Annotated in this window: 11 protein-coding genes and 1 other annotated feature; of the genes, 9 read left to right on the top strand and 2 right to left on the bottom strand. The window is 39.4% G+C overall.

The genetic code is table 11. The annotated features are described in order from the left end of the window. The first annotated feature begins 32 nt into the window (after nt 1-32). Nucleotides 33-680, top strand: a complete 648-nt coding sequence (locus E6X37_RS07480) for a DUF6338 family protein (protein ID WP_287550551.1) — start codon at nt 33-35, stop codon at nt 678-680. Here E6X37_RS07480 and E6X37_RS07485 read toward each other — a convergent pair whose 3' ends face one another. Further along, nucleotides 681-845, bottom strand: coding sequence for a hypothetical protein (locus tag E6X37_RS07485; protein ID WP_287550552.1), 165 nt, complete (start codon nt 843-845; stop codon nt 681-683). It abuts the gene before it with no gap. 142 nt (nt 846-987) lie between these two features. Between E6X37_RS07485 and E6X37_RS07490 the strand changes: the two genes are divergently transcribed. The 6 genes from E6X37_RS07490 (at nt 988) to E6X37_RS07515 (ending at nt 7,177) form a co-directional block, all read left to right on the top strand. Next, complete coding sequence (locus E6X37_RS07490; protein WP_287550553.1) at nt 988-2,214, top strand: MFS transporter; 1,227 nt, start codon at nt 988-990, stop codon at nt 2,212-2,214. 148 nt (nt 2,215-2,362) lie between these two features. After that, nucleotides 2,363-2,914, top strand: coding sequence for an SGNH/GDSL hydrolase family protein (locus tag E6X37_RS07495; RefSeq protein ID WP_287550554.1), 552 nt, complete (start codon nt 2,363-2,365; stop codon nt 2,912-2,914). Between the two features lie 314 nt (nt 2,915-3,228). Beyond that, nucleotides 3,229-3,476 (top strand) — a binding site (T-box leader). A 74-nt stretch (nt 3,477-3,550) separates the two neighbouring features. Beyond that, nucleotides 3,551-5,020: an anthranilate synthase component I family protein gene (locus tag E6X37_RS07500; protein ID WP_316101772.1), complete on the top strand. Its 1,470-nt coding sequence runs from the start codon at nt 3,551-3,553 to the stop codon at nt 5,018-5,020. A 14-nt stretch (nt 5,021-5,034) separates the two neighbouring features. Then, nucleotides 5,035-5,613 (top strand): anthranilate synthase component II, encoded by a 579-nt coding sequence (locus E6X37_RS07505; protein ID WP_287550315.1) that lies wholly within the window; start codon nt 5,035-5,037, stop codon nt 5,611-5,613. Next, entirely contained in the window at nt 5,610-6,491 is an 882-nt protein-coding gene (locus E6X37_RS07510; protein WP_287550317.1) for a DMT family transporter, read from the top strand. Before E6X37_RS07505 ends, E6X37_RS07510 begins: the two co-directional genes overlap by 4 nt. A gap of 11 nt (nt 6,492-6,502) precedes the next feature. Continuing rightward, the gene (locus tag E6X37_RS07515; RefSeq protein WP_287550319.1) at nt 6,503-7,177 is read left to right on the top strand and encodes a flavodoxin family protein; all 675 of its coding nucleotides are present in this window, start codon (nt 6,503-6,505) and stop codon (nt 7,175-7,177) included. Nucleotides 7,178-7,264: 87 nt separating this feature from the next. Here the strand turns inward: E6X37_RS07515 and E6X37_RS07520 are convergent, their stop codons facing one another. Further along, nucleotides 7,265-8,257 (bottom strand): hypothetical protein, encoded by a 993-nt coding sequence (locus E6X37_RS07520; protein WP_287550321.1) that lies wholly within the window; start codon nt 8,255-8,257, stop codon nt 7,265-7,267. A 351-nt stretch (nt 8,258-8,608) separates the two neighbouring features. Between E6X37_RS07520 and E6X37_RS07525 the strand changes: the two genes are divergently transcribed. Continuing rightward, nucleotides 8,609-12,166 (top strand): PD-(D/E)XK nuclease family protein, encoded by a 3,558-nt coding sequence (locus E6X37_RS07525; RefSeq protein ID WP_316689716.1) that lies wholly within the window; start codon nt 8,609-8,611, stop codon nt 12,164-12,166. Then, nucleotides 12,156-15,911 (top strand): helicase-exonuclease AddAB subunit AddA, encoded by a 3,756-nt coding sequence (gene addA, locus E6X37_RS07530; RefSeq protein WP_316689717.1) that lies wholly within the window; start codon nt 12,156-12,158, stop codon nt 15,909-15,911. The genes E6X37_RS07525 and addA overlap by 11 nt, the downstream gene beginning before the upstream one ends. Nucleotides 15,912-15,930: the final 19 nt, after the last annotated feature.

Raw genomic sequence — 15,930 nt, forward strand, 5'->3', positions numbered from 1 at the left:
ATCATGATATAGTGGAATAAAGAGGTGAGACTATGGAAAATCAGTTAGCTATTTTATTACTTATTGTTCCAGGTTATATTGCTAGAAAAATCTATAAACATACAAATGACGTACGTGATGATTTAAGCACGTTCGAGGAAACATTATATTGCTTGATGTTTAGTGGAATTATTTCAATTGTTGCAGCATCTATTATGCTTGTATCTATTCATGGGCTTTGTTTTAATTACTCAACTCTACAAGCTACTGATGTACAAGTATATGCAAATAATTTAGAATTTATTGCCAAGTATATTGGATTAGTTTTAATAGTAGCTACTATACTAGGTTTAATCACGTATCGCTTGAATGAGTGGTATACATATTGGATAAATAAAGCTAGAGGTTCGCAGAAAACTGCGGTCACGCTAAATCAAAGTATATTTGATACATATTTTAATGATAGGAAATATCGTCATTATATCGAACTTTATAAAGATGACAAGCTTATATGTAGAGGGCGTTTAAATAACTGTGTAGAAAAATATAAGGAATTAGGAATTGAACCCTGTGAGGATCAGTTTATTGAATTAGAAGAACGATTAGGGAAAATTCCGTATAAGCATATTTACTATGATGGAAGACTAGGTATTATGATTAAAGAATACGATGTCAGAATACCAGTAACCCAAGATGAGTAATTATTTTTTCTTTTTAGGTAATTTATTTATATAGTTAGATAGTTCATCTGCTGCACTTATTGGCGGTTTATTTATATTTTGAAGATTACCGCCTCTAGTCTCTATTAATTTATTTATATTAGTGCTTTCTTCGATGAAAATTTTTTTTGACTTATTGTTAGTCATAAATAGACCTTTCTACGCCCTCAAAAATATAATAGCATAATCAATAGTTTAGGACATCTAATAATAGATGTCCTTTTCAATATTTGTCCACTATGATATGCTATCGATATATTTATTAGGTTTTCTGTAGAAAGGAGCTCGTATGAATCGACTTAGTTTCTCGCGAACTCAGATTTTAATTCTCCTTAGTGTGTGGCTCACGTTCTTGTTGAGCTTTGTTATGCGCTTGTCCTGGGCATCTGTTATGCCTATCCTCAATGAGGCGTTGCATTTCACAGCTAAGATGGGGGCTCAACATATTTCGGCCTTTTACTTTGGTTATGCGTTAACGGTATTACCAGGCGGCATCTTAGCCGATAAAATCGGTTACAGACGCACCATCTTGTTTAGTTTGATCGGTATGGCCGCTGTAACGGCTTTGATGAGTACCATTACAGACTATACCATGGCTTGGGGTTTGCGTTTCTTATTAGGCGTTATGTCTGGTCCTGTACAAGCTTCTTGCTTGAGTGCTATCGGAGATCACTTCGGTCCGAATCAACGGGGTGCGGCCGTAGGTATCTTTATGAGCTGTACGTCCTTTGGTATTACTACGGTAAACCTTTACGCTCCATATGTAGCTACACATTACGGTTGGCAAACGGCATTCCTTGCTACAGCCATCTTGCCATTGGCAGTACTCGTGTTATGTTACTTCACAGTGCGTAAGCCAAGTGCAGAAATCCTAGCACAACGAGAAGCCGAGGCTTCTGCAGCGGCTGCTAAACTTGGCGTAGGCCAAACGTCTTTAGTAGAAAACTTGAAGCACATCATTTCCAACCGTAACATTCGTTGCTTGGCAATTGCAGGCTTCTTCGCAACAGGTACGACTTGGGGCGTAACGCAATGGGCGAACTTGTACATGGTTAAACAATTAGGCGTAACTGCTATCTATGCAGGCCAAGTCATGAGCGTGTTCGGTACGGCGGCACTAATTGCGAAACCAACAATTGGTATTTTATCTGATATTTTGCCAATTAAGAAGAACCATTTAGCGGCGCTCGTTATGTTCTTATTTGCGCCCGCTTTAATCTTGTTTGCAAGTACGGCAAATCCAAATATGCTCTTTGTAACAGGTCCAATCCTCGGTATAGGTGCCTTCATGCATAGTGCGTTGACTAATGCTCTTGTAGTTCAATCGGCAGCACCTCATTTACGCGGCACTACAGCGGGCTTTGTAAACTTGTTTAATCAAATTGGGGCTCTCTTGGCACCACTGCTCTTGGGCAATGTCCTCGTTATGACGGGCAGTTACCAAATGTCCTTGATGTCTATCGCCATTGCCCCTATTATCGGTGCATGCGCATTGTTTTTCATTCGTCTTAAATAATATAAAAGGATCCGTAAATGAACTGCCCTTCTAAAAATTGCGCCTAATTGGAGGGCAGTTCAAAACGGGTCCTTTTTGTAATTAATATGTATATTGTGTATGGTGTTCTTTTATTATATGATTGAGTCATATTACAGGAGGGATGTAAATGGAAATCATCTGTTTTGGCGATAGTATTACGCGTGGCTATGATGTACCTTATGGACAGGGTTGGGTCGAAATCTGTGATGCATCCATAGAAGGTGCTAATTTTACAAATTATGGTGAAGATGGCTGCTCCGTACAGGGTATGATTTATAATATTGAAAATTGGGCAATTACGGCTACAACTGATCCAACACGTCATATTTTCTTGATGTGTGGCACTAACGATATTTTACAAGGTCGAGATAGTACCTATGTGTACAAGACTTTGGTGAAAGCTATTGAGCTGGCTAGTACAAAAGGGATGGTAATCATCGGTTTAGAAACTCAAATTGATAGCGATATGGATGGATTAAATCTGGTTGTACGAGAGGTTAATGAACAGCTAAAAGCCTATGCAGAGGCACGTAATATTAAGGTCATAGATTTTTATACCACCTTGTTTGAAGCGGATCAAATTGGACAAATTGTCTTTGCCGGAGAGGTACACCCCAACGAGCGCGGTTATCGATTAATGTCACAAACCGCATTGAAGGTATTTTTACAAATCGGTTAGATAGAATATTTAGAATGTATACATAGGTGCTTTATGGAGTTTATCAAAATATAATGTATTTAGTTGATATAATTTTTTGTGTATATTAATGAATAAATATAATAAAAAAGGGTTGCTATATATCATTTACATATAATACTATTTAGATATACTTCTAAAAGGTTTTATTAATTAAAAAAATAAGATGGATTGAATACAGACTAAATGTACTTTTTTGAATTATGATGAGTAAAAAAACACACATTAATTATAAAAGTGAGTTGACATTATAGTTAGTTAATGTATAATGTAATTAAATCACATGTGAATAATATTTCAAATCTTTGAATGAGAAGTAGTAACTATACTAACTATTCTACAGCAAGTTGATGACCACTATGGAGATGAGATGATCAGCGATTAGCGTATAGTGAATGGGCTCATGAGAGTTCACCGAAAGTATTTCGAGTAGGCTGGAACGGTTGTCACCGTTATATGACTAGAGTATCGAAAGGTATATTGACTTTTCCGCACTTGAAAGTATACATAATGGGTGGTATAGCGAACACATTTCGTCCTGTTTAGGATGAAATGTGTTTTTTATTATTTAGATCTAAATTGGAAAGGTTAATATCTATTAATTGTTGGAGGTATTATATGAATACAGATTTAGAGTTTGGAATAGGAAGAGGCCTTATTAAGTGTACTTGTGAAGCGATTCAATGTTATATGGCTATTCAGGAACTTTATGGAGCTAATAACTGCTATATTTTTGAATCGCTAGCGGGACCGTCTCAGGATGTTAATTCTGCATATGTAGGTTTTGATAAGGTGTTGTCAATATCTATAAAGGATAGTTATTTAAATCTACAGGGTGATAGTGCTTTGATAGATTATATTAAGAGTAATTTAAAAGCTATAAATACAGTTATTATTGATGGACTTGAAATATATGTTCGAGAGGGGCATATATTTGATGTTTTGAGTTTTATTACAGGATTATTTAATAAAGAAGAATGTAATACTAAATTAAGCTTTTTATCATTTATTTCTTATGAAAGTATACGATATATAGAGGATATACCAGACTTAAACCGAGTATGTAATTATGAAATACCTGATATAGTGCTTGACTTATATCGAGGAATCATTGAGTTTAATTTAAATGATAACAGTATAACTTATGAAGAACTGAAGTTTACCGGACAACCTGTTATCGATTGGGTGAATATTGAAAGCACTTTACAAAGATACACAAAATATGATTTACCAATACCAGAAATTTATCCAGTCAATACTATAAAAGACAGTATGAGTAAATCTGAATTCTTAGAGGTTGCAAATGAGTGTTTGCAGCATATTGCTAATGGGGATATTTATCAAATTCAAATTGGTCATGAAATATCTATTAGTACTAATACAAGACCATTTGATGTATATTTGCGTTTGCGTGAAATTAATCCTTCCCCATATATGTATTTTGCACCTATAAATAGTGTTTTTTCAATTGGTGCTAGTCCAGAGCTATTTGTAAGAAAAAATGGTCGTACTATAGAAATGAGACCAATTGCAGGTACTACAAAGCGGACTCATGATGAAGAACTTGATAATATGGCTATTGAAAAACTTAAATGTGATGAGAAGGAAATCGCAGAACATTTAATGTTAATTGATTTATGTAGAAATGATTTAGCTAAAGTTTGTTCTAAAGGAACATTGGAGTTGACACGGCAATTTTTTGTAGAAACTTACTCACATGTTTTTCATTTGGTTTCTGATTTACAAATAGATTTAGAGGATGTATATGATATTTTTGATGTGATTAAAGCCACTTTCCCAGCAGGAACTATGACAGGGACACCTAAAATTGAATCTATGAAGCTTATTGAAAAATACGAGAATAATAAAAGAGGACTTTATGCTGGTGCTATAGGTCAAATTACATTAAATGGAGATGCTGTTTTAGCGCTTTGTATTAGGACGGCGTTATATTATGCAGGAAATTATCATATCCGGGCATCTGCTGGTATTGTTGCAGATTCAAAGCCTTGCAATGAATGGAATGAAACATTAAATAAATTAGCTGCAACATATCTTACTATTACTGGCAAATCACTTTTAGATTGATTTAGGGGGATAACATGAAAACATTAGTTGTAGATGCATATGATAGCTTTGTATATATATTAGTTGAATATTTAAAGCAACTAGATATGAATCCAATTGTATATAGGATTAATGAAATTAATATAGCTTTAATCGAGGAACTGAGTCCTGATATGATTTTATTAGGACCAGGTCCAGGTCATCCAAAAGATGCTGGTTATACTGAGATTATTCATAGATTCAAAGGCCAAATTCCTATATTGGGAGTTTGCTTAGGACATCAAGCGATTGGCTTAGCGTTTGACTGTAAAATCTCTAAAGCATGTAACTTACGACATGGAAAGAAAAGTTTAATAACGAATGATCAACAATGTATATTTCAACATTTTGACTCTCCTTGTTTAGTAACACGATATCATTCTCTTATTATTGATAAAGAAGGTTTTAATAATGATGAACTAATTATAACTTCGAATTCTATGGATGATCATTATATCATGGGAGTTAGGCATAAGAAGTATTCTATAGAGGGGATACAGTTTCATCCCGAAAGTATAGGTACTATCAATGGATTAGAAATGTTACAAAATTTCAAAAAGAGGTATGTAGAATGAATTTGTCAGTAAAAAATATAGGCTTATTGGCAATATTTTTAGCAACTATTTTTTTATCAACGAAATCGATTTTTGCGAAACTTCTTTATTTAAACGAAATTACTCCTATTATAATATTAATGTATAGGTCTATCATTTCATTACCCTTTTTCTTATTTCCATTACTGAATGTAGATTGGGAAAATAGGGGAATTAAAAAGGTAGTGATATATGGTGCAATCGGATCTTTCATCTATTTGTTGTCATCAATAGCAGATTTTATCGGATTGCTATTCATATCTGCATCTTTGGAACGAGCTATTCTGTTTACTTTCCCAATATATGTTTTTTTGCTATCTAAAGAAAACTCTAAAATTACGATAGTTCAAATGGGTTTAATTTTTTCGACAGTAATTGGTCTAATTTTTATGTTTAATCCAATTGTAATAGGGAATATTAAAGAGACTCTACTTGGTGGAGGATTAGTTTTGCTGTCCGCAATTTTTTGGGCTATATTCATAATTTATAGTAAGCATGCCGTTCGAATGATTGGTGCAACTGTTTTTACCAGTGCTTATATGTGTATAAGTACTATAGCTTTAGTTATTATTTTTATGATTTTTTCAAGAGATATTGCAACTAGTTTTTTGTTTGAAGATAGCGTGATGGTTTATTTAGTATTATTGGCTTTAATGTGCTCAATAATCCCTTCTTATCTTTTATCTTATGGAGTAAAAATTATTAGTGCAACACAAACTGCAATAATTAGTGCTTTAGGACCGATTTCAACATTAGTGTTAGATGTCATTGTATTGAATCATAATATTACTATAAATGAAATTATTGGCACTATAATTGTAACTTTAAGCGTTACCTATTTAACTAGATCATATAAATAATGGAGGCGCATATGAAAATAAAGTTTCTTGTTATCAATGGTTCTGAACGAACTAATGGTAATACTGAATTTGCAATAAATATTGCGAAGGAGATTTTAATAAATGTATCAAAAAAGTATAATGTGGTTTTTGACGTGATAAATTTGCGTGAGCTATCTGTAAAATCTTGTAATACTTGTGAGGATGTAGAAAATTGTAATTATCGAACGGAACCATGTAGACAGAATGATGATGTAGTAAAAGTATATGAGAAAATGAAAGAGGCAGACTGTTTGATATATGCAACTCCAGTACATGGATTTGGCATGCCCAGTTTAATGCAATCTTTTATTGATCGTTTAGGCGTGGGATATTTAAGGTTTGAGCGTCCATTAACTAATAAAATTGGAGGAATTATTGCTGTAGGACGAAGATATGCTCATTCTGCGGTTTTTACTCAGTTAATTCAAAATTTTTTACTGAATAGAATGATTGTTGTTGGTAGCGGATTTCCAGTATATTTATATGGAGGACAGAAGGGTGAGATACAAAATGATACAGAAGGCTTAGACTCTTTATATAGAATGGTTATTAGGATGCTTGAATTTGCCGTATTTATCAAATTAAAAAAAACAAATATAGGTATTGATAAAGAAATATTGCTTAATGAGAGAGATTTTATATATTCAATAAAGACTACAATATAGAAAGAAAGGCTGTACTCAAAATGTAATTAATTTTACATTTGAGTACAGCCTTTCCTTGCTACTTTTTAGCTTTAATTTTTGTACGAATTATTTTTTAGATTTAGTAGATACTTTGTTATTGGATACCTTAGCAGATTGTGCGATTGCATATGCAGTGCCTTTTACTAAATCAGAAGCTTCAGCAGTGTTGCCAGATACGGTTACAGCTGCTACAGTGTCTTCAGTTACTGCGAATAATGCAGTTGCGTAAGGGTGTTGCGCACCATTTGGTACAGTTACAGCACCGGATTTAACAACGATGTAACGACCGTTATTGTTGAAGATATCGTAATGAGCCGCTTGTTTTACACCATCATAGCTTTCATTGTAAGCGAACAATGCAGCTACTTCACCACTTGCTACTTGACCAGTTTGTTGCATGGAACGCAATTTAGCAGCTGCTACAGCTGTTGGTTGAGTCATGTTTACAGTGATGCGCAAAGAGTTGTTGTTTACAACTGCTTCAGTGATTACGTTTGTAGAGAATACATTCGCAACACCGTTGCCAGCACGGTTGTAAGAGCTAGCAGTTTTCACTTGGTAGCCGTTAGTGTATGCAGGCAAGTCATATGTGTAAGTTTTACCATTTAACAACAAGTCGAAAGCGTTTAATTGGTTAGCTTTGTAGCGAGAAACGTAGGAGCTGCCGTTGCCATTAGCTGTTACGGAGTTTACAGTTTCTTGGTATACAGGTTGGGCTTCAGTAGGGATAGGATCCATGATTTGAAGACCTACAGCTGTTGTTTGTGGTGCCACAAAGATTGGATCACCTAATTCTTTAGATACAGGCATTTGTTGAGCCATATCACCTGCTGTATAAGGCACTGCTGGCAATGGTTTGTAGCCAGGGCGTGGTGCACTTGTGGCATAACTAGTTTGGTAAGCTGGTGTAGCCGCTTGTGGTGCAGGATAAGAATATTGTTCTGCTGAAGCACGTTCGTAAGCGCGTGCATTAGCATCAATAGTTGCAGCAAAAGCAGAGAAAGACATCGTTGTCGCTGCAAACACTGCAAAAGCAGTTGCTAAATGTTTTTTGTTCATAATAATTTACTCCTAAATACATGATTTTACAAATAACACAGATACTAACTTGTATTATATAGGAATTCATGCTAATTGTAAATAAAATATAAAATATTATCTTAATTATAAATAAATATAATCAGATGAGTCAAATATTGTACAATTAGCCATAGAATGTCATATTACTATATAATAATAATCAGTATAGTAATTTATTATATCGAAAAACTTCGTTTAACGCTATATCTAATTCGTATAGTGCTACAATTAGTTTGTGTAGTGCTATATCTAATGCGTTAAATGATATGAGCAACATACATTTGTGGATTACATCAATTGAGATGGTGAAAGTTTCACTAGGGAGGTCTCATGAGTATTAGCGTCTATTATGGACGGGCTGGATCGAGTAAGACGCGTGCCGTATATGAGCACATACGTCAGGTTATGATAGACTGTCCAGGGGAACCAATAATCTTGCTTGTTCCTGAACCTGCCACCTATCGGGTGGAACGGGAGCTAGCTGAATTTATGCCTGAAAAAGGATTTACTATGGTTCGCGTCGTAGGCTTCGGTCGCTTGGGTTATCAGGTATATCAATCTATAGGCTCAAAAGGGGGCGGTCAATCAAGTTTATCAAGCTTTGGCCGGTCTATGTTGTTGCGCCTTGTAATGAAACGAAAGCAAAAGGAACTGGGGCTATTAGAACAGGCCACAAAGCGACCTGAGTTTTCCTCTGTATTGCAACAACTCTTTTCTGAGTTTCGCGCCTTCCGTGTAGGCCCTGTGGACCTAGAACGAGGGGCAGAATCTGTTAAAAATAAAGTATTACAAAAGAAATTGCGCGAGCTAGCTATTTGTATGTCTGCCTATGAAGAAGAACTCAGTCGCCATGGGGAGCGCGACATCGATCCTATCATGGAAATCGTAGAGGCTTTGCCACAATCTCCTCTCATGGAGAATAGCCACGTCTTTATCGATGGTTTCCATTGGTTTACGCCCACACACTATGAGTTGATTTATACCTTGTTTGACTTGGCGAAGGAAGCCGTTATTACTATCGATTTACCGATGGCTCCAAAGGCGTTAAATCTAGCTCGTCGAGGGGAGCATCTCTTCAGCCGCCCTTTAGAGATTTACGACACCTTAGTCGCTCGTTATGGCTCTAGTATCAACTGGGTTGGCTTTGACGGGAAACGAGGCCCTCAAATCGTTCAAGCTCTAGAGTCTAATTACTTTGCTAGTCCTAGTAAGAAAAACTCTACAGATGAAACGATTCCGCTTATTCGCGGCTATAACCGGGAACGCGAAGCCGATGCGGTGGCTCGTCGTATTTTAGCCTATATAGAATCATCTGAAGAGGCTCGTTACCGAGATGTATGTATTATGCTCCGCGAGTCTGAAACCTATGGTGATACTTTAGAAAAGGTCTTTGCTCGCTACGGTATCCCGCACTTTATTGATCGTCAGCGGCCTATGAAAAACCATCCATTAGGCGAGCTATTGACGGCACTCTTTGATATCGTGCGTCATAACTATAGTCGGGACAGCATGTTCCTCTTGCTCAAGACGGACTTGATGCCTCTTAGCCGTGAAGCTGTAGATGAGTTAGAGAATTATGTTCTCGAGTTTGGTATCGATCATTATAAATGGGAACGTGAAAGCTGGCCGTACTTACGAGGCTTTCATGAGGGGCAAGATGAAGAAAGCCACGTAGATGCACCGCGCAGAGCACGTATTAACAAAGCAAGACAAACCATTATGGATATATTATCTCCATGGTTTGACTTTGCTGCTAATGCGGATGGTCATACAGGGGCTGAGTGGGGTACACAACTTTATGGTTTATTAGAAATCTTACAAGTGCCAGAGCGCCTCTATGAATGGGCGAAGGACGCAGAAATTGTAGGTGATCAAGAATCCAAAGCTAGTCATGAACAGATGTATAATGCGGTTCTTTCCTTTATAGACGAAATTTCTATGGTCATGAAGGATGAAATATTGACTCTGGATGAGATGATGCTCCTCCTCGAAGAAGGCCTTAGCGATGTAAACTACTCTATGATTCCGCCGTCTTTAGACCATGTGGTGATTACCACTATCGAACGTGGTTACAGCCAGTGGTGGCCTAAGGTGTTCGTAATGGGCCTCAACCAAGGCGTATTTCCTCAAAGTATGGGAGATGAAGGCCTCATCAAGGATAAGGAGCGTCAAGAATTGGCCGATGCAGGCATTACCTTAGCAGAAGGGGCCTTGCCGAAGGCTTTCAACGAGAATTTCCTATTATATCTCGCCATGACACGGGCATCCGATTCGTTGACCTTGTCCTATGCGGGCTCTGGTGAGGATGGAACAGGTCTTGAGCCATCCCTCGTTGTAAAGCGATTAGAATCTCTTGGGTACGTAGATCAGGCAGTAGATATTCCTCTCTCTATTGCACCTGATACAGAGGCAGATTACATGTGGCGTCCGCTCCAAAGTCTGTCATTGCTATCTGAGCGTTGGGGGGCTCTCTTTAGTGGTTATGAGGTCAATCCTCTTTGGTGGGGACTCTATAACTGGGCTCGTGAAAGCGAAACATATCGTCCTCGTTTAGCGGAGGTGTCACGTGGTATTCGAGATAACAACGATGTGCCTGTCATAACGCAGGATTTAGTGAATGGTCTATTCTTGTCTAAAGGCTACATGTCTGGCTCTGTGACGCGCCTTGAACGATACCAACAATGTCCGTTTAAGTTCTATGCCCAATATGGTTTGAAGCTAGAACCGCGTCCAGTACGCTCCTTTGGAGCTCCTGAAATCGGTACGTTCTTACATGCTAATTTAGAGCGCTTAGGTAATTATCTGCTAGAAAATAACAAACAATGGCGTGACCTCGACGAAGAGGAACAAGAAAATCTATGCCGTACTGTGGCAGACGAAATCTTGCAAGAAAATCAGCTAGGTGAAGAAACGAGCGATGCCTACCAAAAGGCCATCGAACAGCGTGTACAGAGAACATTACATGTGACGGTAGATCGTCTCGTAGAGTGGTCTAAGCGCAGCGATTTTGATACGAAGTATTTAGAGCAAGACTTTGGTCGTCAAGGTGGCTGGGATCCTATTCGGGTCCCTCTTGGTGAAGACCGTTACTTGCGACTCATCGGTCAAATTGACCGCATCGACGAATATACACGGGATGATCAAACCTATGGCATGGTTATCGACTACAAGTCGGGTGGTGCTCATGTGACGGCCCAAGATGTGTACTATGGACTTAAACTGCAACTCATGACCTATCTGTTGGCTTTGGAGTCCGCTTATGGTAAAACACATGGCGGATCTATGTCCCCTGCGGCGGTGGTTTACTCTTACGTGAAGAACCCTAAAATCCCTGCTGATGCGCCTATATCTTATGAAGATGCGGTTTCGTTGGCTAATGAAAGCGATGCTTGGCAAAACAGTGGGTACTTCTCCGATGATATAGAGTTGTTGACGCATATTGACAATAAGTTCTTGTCCTATGGATCTAAGCGTGGGCCTTATGTGCCGATTGCTACGAAAAAAGATCAAACCATTTCTAGCAGAGATTTGCGAAAAGTTAAGTCTACAGGTGAATTTGACGTAATGTGCTGCTATACAAATCACGTGATGGCTGAGACGGGTCGTCACATTGGGGAAGGGCAGTTCCCGATTAAGCCATATCAATTGAATGGCCTTAGACCTTGCACATTCTGCGATTACAGAACGGTATGTCGCTTTGACTCTAGCCGTAATCGATATAATTATTTGTCTAGATTGTCTGAAGATGATGCATTAGAACGGATGAAAGAGGTCTTAAGCGACGGAAACAACGGAAACAACAGTAACGACAGAAATAACAGCAACGAAAAAAATAATAATAATGACGGAAATAATAGTAGCGAAGGAGGTGAAAACCATGGGTGTTAAATGGACGCCAGAGCAGGAGTCTGCCATCATAGCACCTAAGGACTCCTCCTTAGATAATCAGACCTTACTTGTTGCGGCTGCTGCCGGTTCAGGTAAGACAGCGGTCCTCGTAGAGCGCATTATTACGCGCCTTAAGGATATGGATAATCCCTTATCCGTTCAAGAACTCATGGTTGTAACTTTCACAAAGGCTGCAGCCCAAGAGATGAGCGCTCGTATTGGCCTTGCCTTGGCTAAAGCCATGGAATCTACAGATGATGCTGCACTACAAGCGCGCCTTGAACGACAGCTCAATCTATTGCCGTCTGCTCATATTTCTACCTTGCACTCCTTTTGCCAATGGGTAATCCGGTCCTATTTCTACAAGCTCGATATTAATCCAACGGCTCGTATCGGCAATGAAGCAGAAATGGCGTTGTTACAACAAGAGGTATTAGCCGATTTATTAACTAAGTCCTATGAAGAGGGCCTTTATAATATCTATGAGCTAGCGGATTTCTTCAGCGATGATAAATCCGATGCAGGCTTAACGGCGAAGATTATGTCCCTGTATAACTACGCCATGTCCCTCGCCAATCCAGATGGATGGCTACGAAAAGCCTTAGAGCCTTATAAAGAGGCGATGACCATAAACCCTAGCGATACGTTGTGGGGTGAATATATGTGGTCGAATCACATGGCTGTCATCGATCGCATTAGAGAGCGCTTAGAGCGGATGGAACAAATCTTGCTCGATCCGACAGGGCCTCATAAATGGCAAAATATATACGATAATCAACTGGCTGCATTAGGTATGCTTTCAGCGGCTCAAACTTGGGACGACATGGGCGAAGCTTGTAAACATGTAGATACCTTTATTAAGGACCAGTTCCGGATGGGCTCAAAAGAGGCGCAAGCCTATGACCCTATATTGGTATCAGAGTTTAAATCTTTGGGTGGTCAAAATAAAGATGACCTCAAAGCTATGCAAACCGCTATATTCACCGTTCCGGAAGCTACCTTGCAAGAGCAGTTTAAGGCTCAATATCCAATCATAGAAGGTCTTGTAGAGCTGACGATTGCTTTTCATAAAGCCTATAGAGACATGAAGCAAGAGCAAGGCATCATGGATTTTAGCGACCTTGAGCATTTATGCTTGGCCCTTCTTGTTGAACCTGGTACAGAGGATGACCCTCAGCCGTCCGATGTGGCGAAGGAGCTCCAAGATACGTTCAAAGAAATCATGGTCGATGAATACCAAGATACGAACGGCGTGCAAGAGACGATTATCAACTTGATTTCTCGTGTCGATAATAGGTTCTACGTGGGGGACGTGAAGCAGGCTATTTATAGTTTCCGTATGGCCGATAGTTCTCTGTTCATGGAGAAATATAATACGTACGGCGGCAATGATGCGGTAGAACGTCGTATCGACCTAGCGAAGAATTTCCGATCTCACGAAAATATCTTGGCTGCAACGAATTTTTTGTTTTATCAAATCATGACGGAAGACGCGGCAGAGCTCAATTACACAGAGGCTGAATCGCTCATTCCTGGCCGTATCGTAGAGGATGCGCCAGAGGATTGGGTCGGTGGTGACGTGGAATTACAGCTCTTAGATGTGAGTAAGGATACCCTTGGTGCTAGTGAAAGTGACGAAGATGAAGGGGATGATCCTGAAAACAACGAGCGTGAGCTAGATTTTATCATTCAAAAAATCAAAGAAATCCATGCTACTAAGAAGCAGGTGCAAAATCCAGATGGTACATTCCGTCAAATCGAGTGGCGAGACTTTGCTATCTTGCGCAGATCCTTGGCGGGCTGGGGCACGCGTGCCGTAGAAGCCATGCGTCAAGCGGGGATTCCTGCGGTGGTAAATGAGCGAGACGGTTACTTTGAAGCCCAAGAGATTCAACTCTTATTGGCGTTGTTATCCATCATAGATAATCCTGAACAAGATTTGCCGATGGCTGCCGTGTTGCACTCTGGCCTGGTAGGCCTTGATGCCAACGAACTAGGTGCATTGCGCCTGTCTGGTGAGGGATCCTTATGGTCTCTTATGCCAGCCTATGCACAAGAGGCTCAAGATGAGCGTTTATTGGCCTTTATTGGGCATATGGAAAGGTGGCGCACCTTATCGCGTCGTCACGGCGTGACCGATTTGCTGTGGGATATTTACGAATCTCAAGACTATGTAAACTATGTGGGAGCTATGCCGAATGGCCTCGTTCGTCGTGCCAATGTGCTCGCATTATACGATAGAGCCAAGGGCTATGAAGCCTCTGGCTTCCGTGGGCTCTTTAGGTTCTTGCGCTTTGTGGAAAGCTTGCGCGACAGCAACCAAGATATGCCTCTTGCCAATGTGGTGAGCGAGGCGGATAATGTGGTGCGCCTCATGACCATCCATAAGAGTAAGGGCCTTGAATTCCCTGTAGTATTCCTATCTGGTGTTCAAAAGCGATTCAACATGATGGACTTGCGTTCAGAACTTCTTATAGATAAAAATGCAGGTCTTGGTTTGAAAGGGTATTTCCCGGATATTCGAGTATCCTTTCCGACCATGCCTTGGTTCTATGTGAAAGACGTAAAAGAAGCGGCCCTCAAGGCGGAGGAGCAGCGCATTCTCTATGTTGCTTTGACACGGGCACGAGATAAGCTGTTCATGACAGGCTTTATTAAAGGCTTTAAAAATTCTAAAGGTGTGTTAAGCACCATAGGTGAGCTCATTAAAAATGCGGCTTCCGTAGAAACTCAACAGTTACCGACAGATATTATTACACAAGCTAATACCTATCTAGACTGGATGATTATGGGCTTTGCTCGTCATTTAGCTGGTGGCAATCCATTGCGCGTAGCCATCGAGCATGAAGGGCCAACTTATTTTGATTTACCGGATAAACAGTGTCGTTTAAAGGTTGAAATCCATGATGGCTCTCTTTATGGTGATCTCGATTACAAAGCGGATATCGACGAGACTACGATTAATAAGGTACGAGAGTTACAAGCTGTTAATTCCGTAGAATTACCGCAGGAAATCGTGGACCGATTCAACTATAGCTATCCGTACAATGATGCTACTCGCCGAACCGCAAAAATCTCCGTTAGTGAATTGAAACGAAGATTCCAAGAGCGAGAACTTGAAGCAGGAACTATTGATACTTTGAATGAACCAATTGCAACGGTAGAAGTTTCAGCAGATGACTTAGCAAACTCCGTATTCGGTCGAAAGCCACAAGCATTACAGTCTGAAGAGGATGTATTGACCGGTGCTCAATGGGGTACCTTGATGCATGAAGCTATGCAATGGTTACCTCTTGTTGAGTATACGCAAGCTTCTTTGACGAAAGAGCTTGATGCATTGGTGGGAAAAGGGACTTTCACAGAGGAAGAACGAAATTTATTAAGCGATACAAGTTTGTATAAATTTTTCAGCTCTGATCTTGGTAAGCGCCTTATCAATGCAAAACGTATCGAGCGAGAATTGCCATTTAGCATGCTCTTTGAAGGAAAACGCGTATATGACACCTTAGAGGACGGGGAAAATCTGTTCCTTCAAGGTATTATTGATACGGCCTTTGAAGAGGAAGGAGAATGGGTTCTCGTAGATTATAAAACGGATCGTGTTACATCCGGAGAAGACCTTATCAAGCGCTATAAAATCCAAATGGATCTCTATAAAGAGGCCTTGCAGCGATTGACGGGGATGCCCGTGAAAGCTTGCTATATTTATAGCTTCCGCTTGCACGATGCAATCATCGTGGACTAAAGTGTATAGATTCTTATAA

Origin of the sequence: Veillonella parvula, assembly GCF_032550495.1 — a bacterium.
Classification (GTDB): domain Bacteria; phylum Bacillota; class Negativicutes; order Veillonellales; family Veillonellaceae; genus Veillonella; species Veillonella parvula_G.